The 18,482-nt window shown below is 65.4% G+C and carries 15 protein-coding genes; 4 read left to right on the top strand and 11 right to left on the bottom strand.

What is annotated here, in order from left to right; genetic code table 11:
* Nucleotides 1-213: 213 nt before the first annotated feature.
* From ACUXVH_RS06465 to ACUXVH_RS06455, 3 genes are read left to right on the top strand one after another with little or no spacing between them, the layout of a single operon-like run.
* Nucleotides 214-1,308, top strand: a complete 1,095-nt coding sequence (locus ACUXVH_RS06465) for an efflux RND transporter periplasmic adaptor subunit (protein ID WP_011058616.1) — start codon at nt 214-216, stop codon at nt 1,306-1,308.
* Nucleotides 1,305-2,375, top strand: coding sequence for an efflux RND transporter periplasmic adaptor subunit (locus tag ACUXVH_RS06460; protein ID WP_210692854.1), 1,071 nt, complete (start codon nt 1,305-1,307; stop codon nt 2,373-2,375). Before ACUXVH_RS06465 ends, ACUXVH_RS06460 begins: the two co-directional genes overlap by 4 nt.
* Nucleotides 2,372-5,458 carry an efflux RND transporter permease subunit gene (locus ACUXVH_RS06455; protein WP_011058618.1) on the top strand — a complete coding sequence of 1,029 codons (3,087 nt, stop codon included), beginning with the start codon at nt 2,372-2,374 and terminating at the stop codon, nt 5,456-5,458. The genes ACUXVH_RS06460 and ACUXVH_RS06455 overlap by 4 nt, the downstream gene beginning before the upstream one ends.
* 174 nt (nt 5,459-5,632) lie before the next feature.
* On the opposite strand, the gene ACUXVH_RS06450 is transcribed toward ACUXVH_RS06455, so the two are convergent.
* The 11 genes from ACUXVH_RS06450 to ACUXVH_RS06400 form a co-directional block, all read right to left on the bottom strand.
* Complete coding sequence (locus ACUXVH_RS06450) at nt 5,633-6,259, bottom strand: class I SAM-dependent methyltransferase (RefSeq protein WP_445494255.1); 627 nt, start codon at nt 6,257-6,259, stop codon at nt 5,633-5,635.
* A gap of 152 nt (nt 6,260-6,411) precedes the next feature.
* Nucleotides 6,412-7,056 carry a methionine ABC transporter permease gene (locus tag ACUXVH_RS06445; protein ID WP_047300926.1) on the bottom strand — a complete coding sequence of 215 codons (645 nt, stop codon included), beginning with the start codon at nt 7,054-7,056 and terminating at the stop codon, nt 6,412-6,414.
* Nucleotides 7,046-8,170 (bottom strand): methionine ABC transporter ATP-binding protein, encoded by a 1,125-nt coding sequence (locus ACUXVH_RS06440; RefSeq protein ID WP_445494252.1) that lies wholly within the window; start codon nt 8,168-8,170, stop codon nt 7,046-7,048. Before ACUXVH_RS06440 ends, ACUXVH_RS06445 begins: the two co-directional genes overlap by 11 nt.
* A gap of 1 nt (nt 8,171) precedes the next feature.
* Entirely contained in the window at nt 8,172-8,981 is an 810-nt protein-coding gene (locus tag ACUXVH_RS06435) for a MetQ/NlpA family ABC transporter substrate-binding protein (RefSeq protein ID WP_445494250.1), read from the bottom strand.
* A 112-nt stretch (nt 8,982-9,093) separates the two neighbouring features.
* Nucleotides 9,094-10,461, bottom strand: a complete 1,368-nt coding sequence (locus ACUXVH_RS06430; protein WP_047335399.1) for an LLM class flavin-dependent oxidoreductase — start codon at nt 10,459-10,461, stop codon at nt 9,094-9,096.
* Nucleotides 10,461-11,660, bottom strand: coding sequence for an SfnB family sulfur acquisition oxidoreductase (locus ACUXVH_RS06425; protein WP_445494248.1), 1,200 nt, complete (start codon nt 11,658-11,660; stop codon nt 10,461-10,463). Before ACUXVH_RS06425 ends, ACUXVH_RS06430 begins: the two co-directional genes overlap by 1 nt.
* A 39-nt stretch (nt 11,661-11,699) precedes the next feature.
* Nucleotides 11,700-12,941 carry an SfnB family sulfur acquisition oxidoreductase gene (locus ACUXVH_RS06420; protein ID WP_053148467.1) on the bottom strand — a complete coding sequence of 414 codons (1,242 nt, stop codon included), beginning with the start codon at nt 12,939-12,941 and terminating at the stop codon, nt 11,700-11,702.
* Nucleotides 12,942-13,531: 590 nt separating this feature from the next.
* Entirely contained in the window at nt 13,532-14,293 is a 762-nt protein-coding gene (gene tcyN, locus ACUXVH_RS06415) for an L-cystine ABC transporter ATP-binding protein TcyN (RefSeq protein WP_445494245.1), read from the bottom strand.
* A 4-nt stretch (nt 14,294-14,297) separates the two neighbouring features.
* A complete protein-coding gene (tcyL, locus tag ACUXVH_RS06410; RefSeq protein ID WP_015633746.1) occupies nt 14,298-14,963 on the bottom strand; it encodes a cystine ABC transporter permease in 666 nt (221 codons plus the stop codon).
* Nucleotides 14,963-15,760 carry a cystine ABC transporter substrate-binding protein gene (tcyJ, locus tag ACUXVH_RS06405; RefSeq protein WP_445494243.1) on the bottom strand — a complete coding sequence of 266 codons (798 nt, stop codon included), beginning with the start codon at nt 15,758-15,760 and terminating at the stop codon, nt 14,963-14,965. Before tcyJ ends, tcyL begins: the two co-directional genes overlap by 1 nt.
* A gap of 273 nt (nt 15,761-16,033) precedes the next feature.
* The gene (locus ACUXVH_RS06400) at nt 16,034-17,029 is read right to left on the bottom strand and encodes a D-cysteine desulfhydrase (RefSeq protein WP_123397757.1); all 996 of its coding nucleotides are present in this window, start codon (nt 17,027-17,029) and stop codon (nt 16,034-16,036) included.
* A gap of 189 nt (nt 17,030-17,218) precedes the next feature.
* Here ACUXVH_RS06400 and epsC point away from each other — a divergent pair, with 189 nt between their 5' ends.
* Complete coding sequence (gene epsC / locus ACUXVH_RS06395; RefSeq protein WP_011058630.1) at nt 17,219-18,145, top strand: serine O-acetyltransferase EpsC; 927 nt, start codon at nt 17,219-17,221, stop codon at nt 18,143-18,145.
* Nucleotides 18,146-18,482: the final 337 nt, after the last annotated feature.

Raw genomic sequence — 18,482 nt, 5'->3', positions numbered from 1 at the left:
GGCGGCCCTCGAAACCGACGTTGTGCTTGCCAGGATAGAGCGCGTCGAGGGCCGTTGCGGCTGCTGCGCCCCGGGGTGCCGGCCGGTCAGCGGGAGCAAGCTCCGCGCCACCGAAACCCTCTCTGATGAGACTGGCGTGCAGCGGTTGAACCCTGTTCTAAGCTCACAGTCGTAACGTCACTGGCGAGACAGCATCACGCAAAAGGAGCCTGCATGGCTGCGTTCAATTCGAAGTGGATAGTGGGATTGACCCTGTTGCTGCTGCTTGGCGGCTGCGGGGCGGAAAAGCCCGGGGAAAAGGAGCGCCCGCGGGTGCGCATCCTGGAGGTGCAGAGCAGTGACTTCGCCCCTTCGGTGACCCTGACCGGTGACGTCCAGGCCCGGGTGCAGACCGAACTGTCGTTCCGCGTCGGCGGCAAGATCATCCAGCGCATGGTCGATGTCGGCGATCGGGTTACCGCGCAACAGGTGCTGGCCAAGCTCGATCCCAAGGACCTGCAGACCAATGTCGATTCTGCCGCGGCCTCGGTGTTCGCCGAGCAGGCCCGGGTCAAGCAGGCCGGCGCGGCGTTTGTCCGCCAGCAGAAGCTCTTGCCCAAGGGCTACACCAGCCAGAGCGAATACGATTCGGCCCAGGCCGCCCTGCGCAGCAGCCAGAGCGCCCTGAGCGCGGCCCAGGCGCAACTGGCCAACGCCCGCGAGCAACTGAGCTACACCGAGCTGGTGGCCGAGGCTCCGGGGGTGATCACCGCGCGCCAGGCCGAGGTCGGCCAGGTGGTGCAGGCCACGGTGCCGATCTTCAGCCTGGCCCGGGATGGCGAGCGCGATGCGGTGTTCAACGTCTACGAGTCGCTGCTGATGCAGCCACCGGGCCAGGAAACCATTCACATCAGCCTGCTGGACAACCCCAAGGTGACCACCACCGGCAAGGTGCGCGAGGTGACGCCGGTGGTCTCGGCCCAGAGCGGCACGGTGCAGGTCAAGGTGGTGCTCGATTCGTTGCCGGCGGGCATGGACCTGGGCTCGGTGGTCAGCGCCACCGCCCGGGCCCATGGCAAGGCCAGTGTGGTGCTGCCCTGGTCGGCCCTGACCAAGAATCTCAGCGAGCCTGCCGTGTGGCTGGTGGGCGAGGACGGCAAGACGGCCCTGCACACGGTGAAGGTCGGGCGCTACCTCACCGGCAAGGTGATCATCAGCGACGGCCTCAAGGGCGGCGAGAAAGTGGTGGTGGCGGGTGGGCAGTTGCTGCACCCGGGGATGTTCGTGGAGATCGCCTCGCAAACGAGCGACCAGGGAGCACAGCCATGAAGCGCCTGCTGCCGTTGTTGTGTGCCAGCGCCTTGTTGCTGGGCTGCTCCAGGGAAGAGCCGGCGCCGGAGCCGGTGCGCCCGGTGCTGTCGTTCCGGGTGGCGCCCCAGGCCGAGGAAAGCCTGGGGCGTTTTGCCGGCACCATCCAGGCCCGCTACGAGACCAACCTGGGCTTCCGGGTGCCGGGGCGCATTGCCAACCGCAATGTTGATGTCGGTGCCGAAGTGGGCCCCGGGGACTTGCTGGCCACTCTGGACCCCACCGACCAGCAGAACCAGCTGCGGGCCGCCCAGGGCGACCTGGCCAAGGTCGAGGCGCAGTGGATCAACGCCCAGGCCAATGCCAGGCGCCAGCAGGAACTGTTCGATCGCGGCGTGGGCGCCCAGGCGCAACTGGACATCGCCCAGACCGACCTGAAGACCACCGGTGCCTCCCTGGACCAGGCCAAGGCCTCGGTACGCCAGGCTCGGGACCAGCTCAACTACAGCGAACTGCGCAGCGATCACGGCGGCGTGATCACCGCCTGGAACGCCGAGGCCGGGCAGGTGGTGACCGCCGGCCAGCAAGTGGTGACCCTGGCCCGGCCGGAGATCAAGGAAGCGGTGATCGACCTGCCGGCCAGCCTGGTGGACCAGTTGCCGGCCGGTGTGGAATTCAAGGTCGCGGCACAGCTGGATCCGAGCATCAGCACCACCGCCACGGTGCGTGAGATCGAACCCCAGGCCCAGAGTGCAACCCGTACCCGCCGCGCCCGCCTGACCCTCAAGGACACGCCCGAGGCCTTTCGCCTGGGCACCGCCATCAGCGTGACCCTGAGCTCGGCCATCGAGCCGCGCACCGAGGTGCCGCTGACCGCCCTGCAAGAGGTGCAGGGCAAGACCCGGATCTGGGTCGTCGACCCCCAGAGCCAGACGGTGGCTCCGCGCGAGGTCACGGTGCTCAGCCGCGACAGCGCTTCGGCGTTGATCAGCCAGGGCGTCAAGCCCGGCGAGCGGGTGGTCAGTGCCGGGGTCAACAGCCTCAAGCCGGGGCAGAAAGTCAAAATCGATGAGGACCGCGCACAATGACGCCCGACAGCAAAGGGAGCTTCAACCTGTCCGAGTGGGCGATCAAGCATCAGTCCTTCGTCTGGTACCTGATGTTCGTCGCGCTGCTGATGGGCGTGTTTTCCTACATGAATTTGGGGCGCGAGGAAGACCCGTCCTTCACCATCAAGACCATGGTCATCCAGACCCGCTGGCCCGGTGCGACCCAGGAAGAAACCCTGAAGCAGGTCACCGACCGCATCGAGAAGAAACTCGAAGAGCTGGACTCGCTGGACTACGTGAAAAGCTACACCCGCCCCGGCGAATCGACGGTTTTCGTCTACCTGCGCGACACCACCAGTGCCAAGGACATTCCCGAGATCTGGTACCAGGTGCGCAAGAAGATCAACGACATCCGCGGCGACTTTCCCCAGGGCCTGCAGGGCCCGGGGTTCAACGATGAGTTCGGCGATGTGTTCGGCTCGATCTACGCCTTCACCGCCGATGGCCTGAGCATGCGCCAGCTGCGCGACTACGTGGAACAGGTACGGGCGCAGATCCGCGAAGTGCCGAACCTGGGCAAGGTGGAGATGGTCGGCGAGCAGGATGAAGTCATCTACCTGAACTTCTCCACCCGCAAGCTGGCGGCCCTGGGCATCGACCAGCGCCAGGTCCTGCAGAGCCTGCAATCGCAGAACGCGGTGACTCCGGCCGGGGTGATCGAGGCTGGGCCGGAGCGCATCTCGGTGCGCACGTCCGGGCAGTTCGCCTCGGAGAAGGACCTGGCCACGGTCAACCTGCGGCTCAACGACCGCTTCTACCGGCTGGCGGACATCGCCGAGATCAGCCGCGGCTATGTCGACCCTTCCACGCCGCTGTTCCGCTTCAATGGCAAGCCGGCCATCGGCCTGGCGATCGCCATGAAGAAGGGCGGCAACATCCAGGACTTCGGCAAGGCCTTGCACGCCCGCATGGACCAGCTCACCGCCGACCTGCCGGTGGGCGTCGGGGTGCACAAGGTTTCCGACCAGGCCGAGGTGGTGGAAGAGGCAGTGGGCGGTTTCACCAGCGCCCTGTTCGAGGCGGTGATCATCGTGCTGGTGGTGAGTTTCATCAGCCTCGGGGTCCGCGCCGGGCTGGTGGTGGCCTGCTCGATTCCGCTGGTGCTGGCCATGGTCTTCGTGTTCATGGAGTACAGCGGCATCACCATGCAGCGGATCTCCCTGGGGGCGCTGATCATCGCCCTGGGGCTGCTGGTGGATGACGCGATGATCACCGTGGAAATGATGGTCACGCGGCTGGAGAAGGGCGAGAGCAAGGAGCAGGCAGCGACCTTCGCCTACACCTCCACCGCCTTTCCCATGCTCACCGGGACCCTGGTGACCGTGGCCGGCTTCGTGCCCATCGGCCTCAACGCCAGTTCTGCCGGTGAGTACACCTTTACCCTGTTCGCGGTGATCGCGGTGGCCATGCTGGTGTCGTGGATAGTCGCGGTACTGTTTGCCCCGGTGATCGGCATCCACATCCTCAGCACCAACGTCAAACCCCATTCCGATGAGCCGGGGCGTATCGGACGGGCCTTCAACGGTGGCCTGCTGTGGGCCATGCGCAACCGCTGGTGGGCCATCGGCATCACCGTGCTGCTGTTCGTGGCTTCGGTGTTCTGCATGCGTTTCGTGCAGAACCAGTTCTTCCCGTCATCGGACCGGCCGGAGATCCTCGTTGACCTCAACCTGCCGCAGAACGCTTCGATCAACGAGACCCGTCAGGCCGTGGACCGCCTGGAGGCCACCCTCAAGGACGACCCGGACATCGAGCGCTGGAGCACCTATATCGGCGAGGGCGCGATCCGTTTCTACCTGCCCCTGGACCAGCAACTGCAGAACCCCTACTACGCCCAGCTGGTGATCGTCAGCAAGGGCCTGGAGCAACGCACGGCCCTGACCCAGCGCTTGCAGAAACGCCTGCGGGAAGATTTCGTCGGCATCGGCAGCTATGTGCAGGCCCTGGAAATGGGCCCGCCGGTGGGGCGGCCGATTCAGTACCGGGTCAGTGGCAAGGACATCGACCAGGTGCGCAAGCACGCCATCGAACTGGCCACCGAGCTGGACAAGAACCCGCACATCGGCGAGATCATCTATGACTGGAACGAGCCCGGCAAAGTGCTGCGCATCGACATCGCCCAGGACAAGGCGCGGCAACTGGGGCTGTCCTCCGAAGACGTGGCGCAGTTGATGAACAGCATCGTCAGCGGCTCCACCGTGACCCAGGTGCATGACGACATCTACCTGATCAACGTGGTCGGTCGCGCCGACGACAACGAGCGCGGCTCCCCGGAAACCCTGCAGAACCTGCAGATCGTCACCCCCAACGGCACTTCGATCCCGTTGCTGGCGTTCGCCAGCGTGCGCTACGAGCTGGAGCAGCCGCTGGTGTGGCGTCGCGACCGCAAGCCGACCATCACCATCAAGGCCGCGGTGCGCGATGCGATCCAGCCCACCGACCTGGTCAAGCAACTGAAGCCGGACATCGACCATTTCGCCGCGCAACTGCCCGCCGGCTATTCGGTGGCCACCGGCGGCACCGTGGAGGAAAGCGGCAAGGCCCAGGGGCCGATCGCCAAGGTGGTGCCGCTGATGCTGTTCCTCATGGCGACCTTCCTGATGATCCAGCTGCACAGCGTGCAGAAGCTGTTCCTGGTGGCCAGCGTGGCGCCCCTGGGGCTGATCGGCGTGGTCCTGGCCCTGGTGCCCACGGGCACGCCCATGGGCTTTGTGGCGATCCTCGGGATCCTGGCGCTGATCGGCATCATCATCCGCAACTCGGTGATCCTGGTGACCCAGATCGACGAATACGAGCGTGAGGGCTATCACCCTTGGGACGCGGTGCTGGAAGCCACCCACCATCGACGGCGGCCGATCCTGCTGACCGCGGCGGCGGCCAGCCTGGGGATGATCCCGATTGCCCGGGAAGTGTTCTGGGGGCCGATGGCCTACGCCATGATCGGCGGCATCATCGTTGCCACCTTGCTCACCCTGCTGTTCCTCCCGGCGCTGTACGTGGCCTGGTACAAGATCAAGGAACCGAGCAAGGACACCGAGCGCACCCGGCCCACGGCCTCGTAGGCGCTGGCTATTTCCGTAGGGGCTGGCTTGCCAGCGAAGAGGCCCGAGAGACAGGCGCCTGACTCGCAAGTGCCTTCGCCGGCAAGCCGGCTCCTACGGGGTATGCGGCGTTGCAGGGGGCGTAGGCCCCCCACGGCCTCGTAGCAGCTGGCGAGCCGGCTCCTCGCAGGGGGATCAGGCCTTGCGCCAGACGCTGGCCAGCCACGGTTGCTGTTCCCGGGGCAGGCCGGCGGGGCGGTAGTAGTGTTCCAGCTCGACGAACCCGGCATCCGTCAGCAACGCCTGCCAGGCCGCCAGGTCGTGGTAGGCACCATAGCGCGGGCCGTTCCAGCCTTCCTGGTTGTCACCCCGGGGATTGGAGCTGAACAGTACGCCACCGTCCTTGAGGCTGGCATGCAGTTGCTTGAGCACCCGCGGCAGTTCCTGGCGGGGAATGTGGAACAGCACCGCGTTGGCGAAGATCCCGTCGAAGCGTTCAGCCGGCAGGTCGAGCTTGAGGAAGTCCTGCTGCCAGACCTCGCAGCCGCTGTCTTCCCGGGCCATCTGGGCGAAGCGCTCGCAGCCGTCGAGGCCGACGGCGACATGGCCCAGGCGGGTAAAGGCCTGCAGGTCGCGGCCGGGGCCGCAGCCAAAATCCAGCACGGTGAATGGCGCCGAGCCCTGAATGTGCCGCAGCAGCGCGTCGATGTTCTGGCTCACATCGTGGTTGCGGGTGCCTTCGCGAAAGTCCTCGGCCACCTGCTGGTAGTGGCCGAGGGTGGTGGCGGTGATGCTGTCGAGATCGTCGGGGGCGAGTTTCATGGCGGGCTGCGTGGCTAGAGAGGAGGCGGCCAATATACCGCCAATGACGGCCTGGCGGCCTGTTCGCGAGCGAGCTCGCTCCTACGGGATGATCACCGTCCTTGGTAGGAGCGAGCTTGCTCGCTAAGGCGTCCGAACGGACACCACAGCCCTCAACGCTTGTTCAGCACCCGCGCCAGACGGTCGCCACCCAGCTGGATCGCGGCTACCAGAATCACCAGCAGCACGATCACCGTGAGCATGATCTGGCTGTCGAAACGCTGATAACCGTAGCGGTAGGCAATGTCCCCCAGGCCACCCGCGCCAATCGCCCCAGCCATCGCCGAGGAGTTGATCATGGTCACCAAAGTGATGGTGAAGCCACCAACGATGCCCGGCAGCGCCTCGGGCAGCAGCACGTGCCAGACGATATGCCAGCGCCGGCAACCCATGGCCTGGGCGGCCTCGATCAGGCCGTGGTCGACCTCACGCAGGCTGACTTCGGCGATCCGCGCAAAGAACGGCGTGGCGGCGATGGTCAGCGGCACCACGGCGGCCCACACGCCGTAGGTGGTGCCGACGATCAGCCGGGTAAAGGGGATCAGCGCCACCATCAGGATCAGGAACGGGATCGAGCGGAACAGGTTCACAAAGGCCCCCAGCGCCCGGTTCAGGTTCGGCGCCTCGTAGATCCCGCCCTTGCCGCTGGTGACCAGGATCACCGCCAGGGGAATCCCCGCCAGCAGGGCAATCAGCGAGGACACGCCGACCATCAGCAGGGTGTCGAGGACGCCCTGCAACAAGCGATCAAACCACATAGCCCAGTACCTCCACTTGCTGTGCCCATTGCCCGGCGCGCTGGCGCAGTTGCGCAGCCTCCAGGGACGAGCCCTGGACTGCCAGCAGCAGTTGCCCCAGGGCGTGGCCCTGGATGCGTTCCACGCCGCCTTGCAGCAGGCGTACGCGGCCGCCCAGGGCGCCGAACAGCGCCGCCAGGTCCGGTTCCTCATGGCTGCTGCCGGTGAAGCGCAGGCTCAGCACCAGCGCCGCATCGGAAGACGTCGGATGGCTTTGCAGGCGGTTCTGCAGTTCTTCCGGCAGGCCGTGCTGCAGGGGCGCCAGCAGGGTCTTGCTGACCTCGTGCTGCGGGTTGCCGAAGACTTCCCAGACCGGCCCCTGCTCGACGATGCGCCCGTGCTCCAGTACCACCACCCGGTCGCAGATATCGCGGATCACCGCCATCTCGTGGGTGATCAGGATGATGGTCAGGCCCAGGCGCTGGTTGATCTCTTTCAGCAGGCCGAGGATCGACTGGGTGGTTTCCGGGTCCAGGGCCGAAGTGGCCTCGTCGCACAGCAGGATCTCGGGATCGTGGACCAGGGCCCGGGCGATTCCCACCCGCTGCTTCTGGCCGCCGGACAACTGCGCCGGGTAGGCCCGGTGCTTGTCCTTGAGGCCCACCAGATCCAGCAGCTCGCGCACCTTGCGCTCGCGCTCGGCCTTGGGTACCCCGGCCACCTTCAGCGGCAGCTCGACGTTGTGCCATACGGTCTTGGCCGACATCAGGTTGAAGTGCTGGAAGATCATGCCGATGCGCCGGCGCAGGGCCACCAGTCGGTCTTCGTCGAAGTCGCCGATGTCCACCTGGTCGATCAGCACCCGGCCGCTGCTGGGCTGCTCCAGGCGGTTGATGGTGCGGATCAGCGACGACTTGCCGGCGCCGCTGCGGCCGATGATGCCGAACACCTCGCCGCGCTGGATCGACAGGTCGATATCGTGCAAGGCCTGCACCGGACCCTGCTGGCCCTGGTAGGTCTTGCCCAGGCCGATAAAGCGCACCTGGGCGCGATTCAGTTCGGGGTGCAGCTCGGTCTGCTCGGCGCGCCGGGGCGCCGCTTCCGGCAGCTTGCGCTGTAGCGTCGCGACACTCATCTCAACCTTCCCAGCCGGCTTGGTAGAGCTTGCCGTGGGCTTTATCCAGAGCGTTGCGAACGGCAGGCGAGTGCTGGTAGATGTCGACGAACTTGATCAGCCGCGGGTCGTTCTTGCTCTTGGGCTGGATGACGAACTGGATCACGTATTCCTTGTGGTCCAGGCCGTCGAACAGCAGCGCCGAGCCGGCATCGAAGGTCTTGGCCAGGCGGATGTAGGCCGGGTAGCCCTGGACCAGGTCAGCGTCGTCATAGGCGCGCACCAGTTGCACGGCTTCGACCTGGAGGATCTTGATCTTCTTCGGGTTGCTGACGATGTCTTCTTCGGTGGCCTTGTAGCCAACGCCCGGCTTGAGGGTGATCAGCCCGGCCTTGGCCAGCAGTTGCAGGCCGCGCCCGCTGTTGATCGGGTCGTTGGCGATGGCCACGCTGGCGCCTTGTGGCAGTTCGTCGAAGCTTTTGTATTTCTTCGAGTACAGGCCGACGTTGTTGATGATGCCCGGGGCGAAGGGCACCAGGTCGAAACCGGCGGCGGCCTTGGCGTTTTCCAGGAACGGGATGTGCTGGAAGTAGTTCACGTCGATGTCACCGGCGGCCAGGCTGACGTTGGGCGCGATCCAGTCGGTGAACTCCACCAGCTCGACTTTCAGGCCCTGCTTGCCGGCCTCTTCCACGGCGGCCTCCAGGGGAATGGCGAAGGCGGCGGTGGTGCCGACCTTGAGCGGCGCGTCGGCGGCGAAGACGGCGCTGCTGAACAGGCCGAGGGCGAGGGCCAGGGCTTTGAGCGGGTGGCGCAGGCGTTTGGTTTTCATAGGGGTCAGGGTCCGAGTCGGGGCCAGGGAATGGGGTGTGGTTGCGGGCCTCTTCGCTGGCTAGCCAGCGCCTACAGTGAGGTGTGCAGGAGCCGGCTTGCCGGCGAAGCGTTTAGCGGCGGTAGGCCGCGCCGGTGTGTTGTTCGGGCAGCTTGCGGCCCTGGCGGAAGAGCTTTTCCCGCAGGGTGCCATCGTCGTAGGCGGTCTTGTAGGAGCCGCGGCGCTGCAGTTCGGGGATGACCAGGTCGATGAAGTCGACGTAGCTTTCCGGGGTGACGATGCGGGTCAGGTTGAAGCCGTCCAGGCCGGTTTCGGCGATCCAGGATTCCAGGTCGTCGGCCACCTGCTGCGGCGAGCCGACCACGGTGAAGTAGCGGCCGCCCAGGGCGTGCTGGTCCAGCAGCTTGCGTCGGGTCCAGTCGTTGTTCTGCAGGTTCTTGGTGGCCGACTGGATGGCATTGCTCTTCACGTACTGGATCGGCTCGTCGATCTCGTACTGGGAAAAATCGATCCCGGTGGACGCGGAAAAATGCGCCACGCCGGCTTCGGCGCTGGCATGGCTGCGGTATTCGGCGTGTTTCTTCCAGGCCAGTTCCTCGGTCTCGCCGACTATCACGTTGAGGCCCATGAACACCTTGATGTCTCCGGGATTGCGCCCGGCGGCCACGGCGCTGGCGCGGACCTTGTCCACCTGGGCCTTGGTCGCGGCCTTGTTCTGCCCGCTGATGAACACGCACTCGGCGTGGCGCCCGGCGAACAGCAGGCCGCGGTCCGAGCTGCCGGCCTGGAACAGCACCGGGGTGCGTTGCGGCGACGGCTCGCACAGGTGGTAGCCACTGACCTGGTAGAACTCGCCCTGGTGCTCGACCTTGTGCACCTTGCCCGGCTGGGCATAGATGCGTTGCTCGCGGTCGTTAAGGACCGCGTCGTCCTCCCAACTGCCTTCCCAGAGTTTGTACAGCACCTCCAGGTACTCGTCGGCCTGGTCGTAGCGGCGGTCGTGCTCGATCTGCTCCTTGAGCCCCATGGCCTGGGCGGCGCTGTCCAGGTAGCCGGTGACAATGTTCCAGCCGACCCGGCCACGGCTCAGGTGGTCGAGGGTGGAAAGGCGCCGGGCGAACAGGTAGGGCGCCTCGTAGGTGAGGTTGGCGGTGAGGCCGAACCCCAGGTTCTTGGTGACTGCGGCCATGGCCGAGACCAGCAGCAGCGGGTCGTTCACCGGCAGCTGGATAGACTCCTTGAGGGGCACGTCCACCGAGTTCTGGTAGACGTCGTAGACCCCGACGATGTCGGCGATGAACAGCCCGTCGAACAGCCCGCGCTCCAGCAACTGAGCCAGTTCGGTCCAGTATTCGAGGGTCTTGTACTGGGTCGAGTTGTCCCGCGGGTGGGTCCACAGGCCGTGGTTGATGTGCCCGACGCAGTTCATGTTGAAGGCGTTGAGCAGGATCTTCTTCTTGGTGGTTTGTGGCGCGGCCATCAGATGGTCCCCCGCAGCGGCGGGTTCTGCTGGTTCAGGTAGTAGTTGCCCACCGCGTGGTACTTCCAGCGCACCGGGTCGTGCAGAGTGTGTACCCGGGCATTGCGCCAGTGGCGGTCCAGGCCATGCTCGGCCAGGGTCGCCTGGCTGCCCGCCAGTTCGAACAGGGTGCTGCCGGCGGCCAGGGAAATTTCCGTGCTCAGGGCGCGGACCTCGGCCACGGCGATGGACGCGGCGGCCACGGTGTCGGCGTTGGTCTGGGTCTGGGCCTTGTCGAGGAACTCCCCGGCGCGCTCCAGCAGGGCCTCGGTGGCGTGCAGGCGGATGCTCAGGTGGCCGAAGCTCTTGATGGTCAGCGGGTCGTCGGTGGCCTTGTCGTTGCCGGAGTCGATCCACGGCCGGGTCTTGGTGCGCACAAAGCGCAGGGCGTCTTCATAGGCGGCGCGGGCGATGCCGGTGTCGATGGCGGCGTGGAGAATCTGCGCCAGCGGGCCGACTGGGGTCGGGCGCTCGAAGGCGCTCTGGAACGGCACCACGTCGGCCTCGTCCACCCACACGTGGTCGAATTGCACCGAGCCGCTGCCGGTGGTGCGCTGGCCGAAGCCGCTCCAGTCGTCGATCACGTCCAGGCCCTGGGCGTCGGCGGGGACGAAGGCCAGTTGCTGCACGCCGTGTTCATCCACCACCGAGGTGGGGATGCGCTGGGCGTAGAGGGCGCCGGTGGCGTAGAACTTGCGCCCGTCGATGCGGTAGCCCGGGCCGTTGCTGTCGCGGCTCAGGCGGGTGGTGCGGTCGTGGGCGGTCTTGGTGCCCAGCTCGGCCAGGGCGTTGCCGAAACGCCGGCCGGCCAGGACTTCGGCATACAGCCGCTGCTTCTGCGGCTCGCTGCCATTCACCCGCAGCACTTCCAGGGCGTAGAAATGGTTCTGCGGGATCTGCCCCAGGGAGGCGTCGGCCTCGGCGATCAGGGCGATGACCTTGGCCAGGGTGACGTTGGAAACCCCGGCGCCGCCGTATTCCTTGGGCACGCTGATGCCCCACAGGCCGGAGCGGGAAAAGGCTTCCAGCTCGGGGTGCGGCAGGCGCCGCTCGCGGTCGCGCAGGGCGCTGTCGCGCTTGAAATCTTCCGCCAGGTCGCTGGCGACAATCAGGGCTTGCTCATCGCTGGTAATGACCGCGACGTGTTGGGAAAGAGACATGTGTTTCTCCAGAGATCTGGTCAAAAGCGTTCTGGGCGGTTAAATCCAGGAGTGCCGGGCAGGCAAGGTGCCGTTCAGGTGATAGGTGCCCACGGCGTGGTACTTCCAGCGCACCGGGTCGTGCAGGGTGTGCACCCGGGCGTTGCGCCAGTGACGGTCGAGGTTGAATTCGGCGAGGGTGGCGCGGCTGCCAGCCAGCTCGAAGAGCTTTTCACTGGCCAGCAGCGAGATCTCGGTGGTCAGCACCTTGGCTTCGGCTACGGCGATGGAGGCGCGGGCCGCGGACTCGGCAGTGATCGGCGCCGCGCTGACCTGGTCCAGCACCTGCCCGGCCTTGCGCAGCAGGGCTTCGGCGGCGTGCAGTTCGATCTGCAGCTTGCCGATGTCGGCGATCACATACAGGTCATCGCCGGCCCGCTCGACGTTGGCATCGATCCACGGGCGTGCTCGTTCACGAACGAAACGGATGGCGTCGGCCACGGCTTCCCGGGCGATGCCGGCGTCAATGGCGGCCTGGATCAGCTGGGATACCGCGCCCTGGATATTCGGTGTTTCGTTGATCCGCCAGTTGTCCAGCACCAGCTCGGCGTCCACCCGCACATCGTTGAGCAGGATGGTGCCGCTGGCGGTGGTGCGCTGGCCGAAGCCCGACCAGTCGTCGACGATGCGCAGCCCCGGGGTGCCACGACGGACGAAGGCCAGCACCTGGCGGCCCTCCTCGTTGAGTGCCTTGACCGCCACCCAGTGGGCGAACAGGGCGCCGGTGGAGTAGAACTTCTGGCCATTGATCACGTGGCCGTCGGCGTCGGCGGTGATCCGTGCCTTGAGTTCCAGGGTGTTCTTGGTGCCGCGTTCCGGGCCGGCATTGCCGATGCGCCAGCCTTCCAGGACGCTCTGCAGCAGCTGTTTCTTCTGCCGCTCGGTGCCGCAGCCGAGAATCAGGCCGAGGATGCCGAACTGGTTCTGCGGGATCTGCCCCAGGGCCGGGTCGGCCGCGGAAATGATGGCGAAGACTTCGGCCAGGGTGACGAAGGAAACCTGTGGCCCGCCGTAGGCGCGGGGCACGGAAATACTGCCCAGGCCGCTGCGGGTGAATTGTTCGATCTGCGCCCAGGGCAGCTTGCGCTGGCGGTCGCGCTGGGCGGCCTGCTGGCGGGCCGCGTCGGCCAATTCATGGGCAGCCTGAAGGGCTTCGGCGTCGTTGCGCAGAACCCGAGCGGGCAGCAAAAGGGGAGCGATATCCAGGTCACTCTGGACCTGGGCTTCGATCAGACTGGACATCAGTGCCACTCCTTGGCTGCACGCAATGCCCTGGCGATCTGCACTGGGGTGATTGTGTTCCGGACCATACCTACCTCACATCTTTTGGATAGGCCGCGTCATGCGGCGAAATCAGAATCAAGAATGTCCGGTGGTCCGGTGCATATACCCTATGCGCGTATAAAAATTAAATAAACTAACTTTTAGGAATATGAATAGAAGGGTTGAATCGAAGCCCGCAGGCGTTATGGATCAAGGCCTTAGCGTGCTTCCACGGCTGTGGTTCTAGCGACGAATGTCCCCCAGAACCACCCCGTACCTGCACGTAGGAGCTGGCTTGCCAGCGAAGGCGTCCGCGAGGGCGATGCAAGGCTCGAGGGCCTCTTCGCCGGCAAGCCGGCTCCTACGGGGGAGGGGGCGTGATCTGCTGTAGGAGCTGGCTTGCCAGCGAAGGCGTCCTTGAGGGCGATGCAAGGCTCGAGGGCCTTTTCGCCGGCAAGCCGGCTCCTACGAGGGAGGGGGCGTGATCTGCTGTAGGAGCTGGCTTGCCAGCGAAGGCGCCCGTGAGGGTGGTGCAAGGCTTGAGGGCCTTTTCGCCGGCAAGCCGGCTCCTACAAGGGGGCGTGGCTTGCGTCGAGGAACTTGCTGAGAAACTGTCGGGTGCGTTCGTGCTGGGGGTTGGCGAACAGCGCCTTGGCTTCGCCCTGTTCGACGATCACCCCCTTGTCGAAGAAGATCACCCGGTTGGCCACGTCCCGGGCAAAGCCCATCTCGTGGGTGACGATGACCATGGTGCGTTTCTCTTCGGCCAGGCTGCGGATGGTGGCCAGTACTTCGCCCACCAGCTCCGGGTCCAGGGCCGAGGTGGGTTCGTCGAACAGGATCACCCGCGGTTCCATGGCCAGGGCCCGGGCGATCGCTACCCGCTGTTGCTGGCCGCCGGACAGGCGCCTGGGGTAGGCATCTTCCTTACCTGCCAGCCCGACCTTGGCCAGCAGCGCGCGACCCAGGGCGACGGCTTGCTCCCGCGGGGTTTTCTTCACCACCAGCGGGCCTTCGATGACGTTCTCCAGGGCGGTGCGGTGGGGGAACAGGTTGAAGTTCTGGAATACGAAGCCCACTTGCTGGCGCAACTGGCGGATCCGGCCCTGCTGATGGCTCAGGGGGATGCTGCTGTCGATGCTGATGTCACCGATGCGGATGCGGCCGCTGGTGGGTTCTTCGAGAAAATTCAGGCAGCGCAGGAAGGTGGTCTTGCCCGAGCCGCTGGGGCCGATGATGGCGACCACTTCGCCTTCCTTGACCTCCAGGTCGATGCCATTGAGCACCGTCTGGCCCTTGAACTGCTTGGTCAGTTTTTCCACCACGATCATGGCTTCAGGACTCCTGGTCGTGCCGATTGACCCGCTCTTCAAGCCGGTTCTGCAGGTGCGCGAGCACGCTGGCGAGAATCCAGTAGATCAGGGCGGCGGCAAGATACATGGTGAAGATTTCGAAGGTGCGGGCGGTGATCAGCTGCGCCTGGCGGAACAGTTCAGGCACCTGGATGGTGGCGGCCAGGGCCGTGTCCTTGACCAGGGAAATGAAGCTGTTGCCCAGCGGCGGCAGGGCCGTGCGCATGGCTTGGGGCAGGATCGCCCGGCGCAGGGTCTGCGCGCGGGTCATGCCGATGCTGGCGGCGGCTTCCCATTGGCCACGCTCGATGGAGCCGATGGCAGCCCTGAGGATTTCACAGGCATAGGCCGCCATGTTCAGGGAGAAACCGATCAGTGCCGCGGGCAGCGGGTCCAGTTCCAGCCCCAGTTGCGGCAGGCCGTAATAGATCACGAAGAGCTGCACCAAGAGCGGCGTGCCGCGAAAGAACGACACGTAGATGCGGGCGATCCAGCTCACCAGGGCCAGGCGCGACAGGCGCATCAAGGCCAGGCCAAAGCCCAGCAGCAGCCCGAAGAACATGCCGCCGAGGCTGAGGATGACCGTGTAGTACGCGCCTTTGAGAAGAAATGGCGCTGATTCCAGCGCCAGTTGCAGGCCTGCTTCCATTATTGGGTGACGTCAGCGTTGAAGTATTTTTCCGAGAGTTTTTTCAACGTGCCGTCCGCCCGCAGTTCCTCGATGGCCTTGTTCACCGCCGCCAGCAGCTCAGGTTCGCCCTTGCGCAGGGCCACGCCGGCTTCCTGGCGGGAGAAGGGCTCGCCGGATACCACCAGAGTGTCCTTGGTTTTCTTGATCAGCTCGAAGGCCGCCAGGCGGTCCACCAGGATGGCTTCGATACGGCCTACGCGCAGGTCCTGGTACTTGGTCGGATCGTCGTCGTAGGTCTTGATGATGGCGGTGGGCACGTTGTCCTTGAGCCACTGCTCGTAGTTGGTGCCCAGGCCCACGCCGACCTTGTGCCCACCCAGGTCGGCGGCGGTCTTGAACTTGCCTTCGTCCTTCTTCTGGGTCAGGGCCTGGATGCCGGAGACGGTATAGGGGATGGAGAAATCGTACTTTTTCTTGCGCTCTTCAGAGATGGTCACCTGGTTCACCACGGCGTCCAGGCGCTTGGACTCCAGGGCGGCGAGAATGCCGTCCCACTTGGTCGGCTGCAGCTTGATCTTGACCCCGAGCTTGTTCGCCAGGGCTTCGGAGAATTCCACCTCGAAGCCGGTCAGCTTGCCGTTTTCGTCCACATAGCTGAACGGTGGGTAGGTGCCTTCCAGGCCGACGTTGATGACTCCGGCATCCTTGATTTTCTGCAGTTGCTCGCCGGCAACCGCTTGCCCCATCAGTCCGGCACCCAAGGCCAGGCCCAGTGTGCCAATCAGCAGATTGCGACGCAGTACGGAAAAATTCATGACAAGCCCCTGTGTGTTTTCTTATGCACGATGCGGGTGGAGTTGCAGGTCAATCGGTGAGGCGCGAACTGTGCTTTATCCTGCCTTAAATGCGCGTGGCGCGTCTCGTGGCAATTGGGCCTGCGGCGCGACTATAAGACGGCATTTATAGGTTTAAAAATAATATAAATTTACTTTGTTATTTCATTTTGTTTGGTTCTCCTCGCGCCATCCTTCCGCAGGAGCTGGCTTGCCAGCGAAGGTGGCATCGAGGGCGATGCAAGGCTTGCGCTGCTACGAGAAGGCGCCGGCGTAGGCGAACAGGGCCGGGGCGCCGCCGGTGTGCAGGAAAATCAGCGGGCCATCGTCGAAGCGCTGGCGACCGACCCCGTCCAGCATGCCGGCCATGGCCTTGCCGGTGTACACCGGGTCCAGCAACAGGCCTTCCTGGCTGGCCAGCAGCTTGACCGCCGCCAGCGTCCCGGCATTGGGTTCACCGTAGCGCGGGGCGAAGTACTCGTCCCACAACTGCACGTTGAAAGCGTCGGGCAGCTTCACTCCCAGCAACTCGGCGGTGCGCTCGGCCAGGCCCTGGACCTTGGGCCGCTGGTCTTCTTCGCTGCGCGACACGGTGACCCCGATCACCGGCAGTTGCGGCAGCACTTCGCTCAAGGCCAGGGCCAGGCCGCTGTGGGTGCCGGCGCTGCCGGAGGCCAGGACCACGGCGGCAAACTCCAGGCCGCTGTCTTCGATCTGCTGCGCCAGCTCCAGGCCGGCGCGCACGTAGCCCAGGGCCCCCAGGGCGTTGGAGCCGCCGATGGGCACCAGGTAGGGTTTCTTGCCGTTGCTGCGCAGGCGCGCGGCCAGGGCGTGCAGTTGCTCGTCGGCCTGGTCGAGGTTTTCCACCAGCTCCACCTTGGCGTCGAACAGGTCCAGCAGCAGGCGGTTGCCATTGCCCAGGTAGTTGGGGTCTTGGGTGCCGGTGGGGTTTTCCAGCAGGGCCACGCAGCCCAGCCCCAACTTGGCGGCCAGGGCTGCGGTCTGGCGCACATGGTTGGACTGGATGGCACCGGCGGTGATCAGGGTGTCGGCGCCCTGGGCCAGGGCATCGGCGGCCAGGTATTCGAGCTTGCGCAGCTTGTTGCCGCCCATGGCCAGGGGTGTGCTGTCGTCACGCTTGACGTAGACATCCCGACCGATCCAGGCCGACAGGCGTTCGAGTTTTTCCAGGGCGGTGGTAGACCTGAGCAGGTCGAGACGGTTAAAGCGGGCGAGCTGTTGTTTGATCATGGGGCCGCACGGAACAGGGAAGGTGCAAGGACTATAGGCAGCCCTTTTTGCCCGGGCAACCGCCAATCGCTTATGCGAAAAAGTGCTTGAAGCCAGACAATTAGTTCTTAAGCGCCGCCGTCGCCGGGCGTAAAGTGATCGCCGTTTGCGCGGCCCGATTGTCCGGCCGCCCGAGTAAGGAGTCTTATCGTGAGCGAGCGTTCCAGCCATTGGCAATTGCAGACCATCGTTGGCCAACTGCGTGATGCCCGTGACCAGTGGCGTACCCGCAACGGTCGGGTCAGCGGCGAGCAGGGCGGGCGTGAGCTGCCGTCGCGGGCGGCCATGGCGGAAATCCTCGAGGCCCTGTGCGGTGCCCTGTTTCCCATGCGCCTGGGGCCGGTGGACCTGCGCGAAGAGAGCGAGGATTTCTACGTGGGCCACACCCTGGACGCGGCGCTCAACGCCTTGCTGGCCCAGGCGCGCCTGGAGCTGCGCTATGTGGCCCGGCAGAGCGGCGAGGCCGATGCTGAAGTCAACGCCCGGGCGATCCGCCTGATCCAGGATTTCGCCCTGGCCCTGCCCGGCCTGCGGGTGCTGCTGGACACCGATGTGCTGGCGGCCTATCACGGCGACCCTGCGGCCCGCAGCGTGGATGAGGTGCTGCTGTGCTACCCCGGCATCCTGGCGGTGATCCACCACCGCCTGGCGCACCATCTGTATCGCGCCGGCCTGCCGCTGCTGGCGCGGATCAGCTCGGAAATCGCCCACTCGGCCACCGGCATCGACATCCACCCGGGTGCGCAGATCGGCCGCAGCTTCTTCATCGACCACGGTACCGGCGTGGTGATCGGCGAGACCGCGATCATCGGCGAGCGGGTGCGCATCTATCAGGCGGTGACCCTGGGCGCCAAGCGCTTCCCGGCGGACGAGGACGGCCAGTTGCAGAAGGGCCACCCGCGCCACCCGATCGTCGAGGACGACGTGGTGATCTACGCCGGCGCGACCATCCTGGGGCGCATCACCATCGGCAAGGGCTCGACCATTGGCGGCAACGTCTGGCTGACCCGCAGCGTGCCGGCCGGCTGCAACCTGACCCAGGCCAACCTGCAGCACGACGACGGCTCGCAGAAGTAGGAGCTGGCTTGTGTAGGCGCTGGCTTGCCAGCGAAGGCGTCTCTGAGAGCGATGCAGGACTTGCGGGCCTATTCGCCGGCAAGCCGGCTCCTACGGAAGAAGGTGTACGCCCGCCTGTTGTAGGTGCTGGCTTGCCAGCGAAGGCGTCCCTGAGGGCGATGCAGGGCTTGCCGGCCTCTTCGCCGGCAAGCTGGCTCCTGCGGGAGAGAGGCCGGCCCGGCAAGGGGCTTTTTCTGCTGAACGATTGCGTCCGACACACGTCATACCCTTCCCTGAGCTAGCGTACAAAAGGTACCGCTGAGCCCTGCGATTAGTCCTGAGCCCCCTATCCATGTTT

The organism is Pseudomonas sp. 8(2025) (assembly GCF_052665325.1).
The sequence above is the reverse complement of the archived record's forward strand: the minus strand, read 5'-3'. Positions and strand labels throughout refer to the sequence as shown.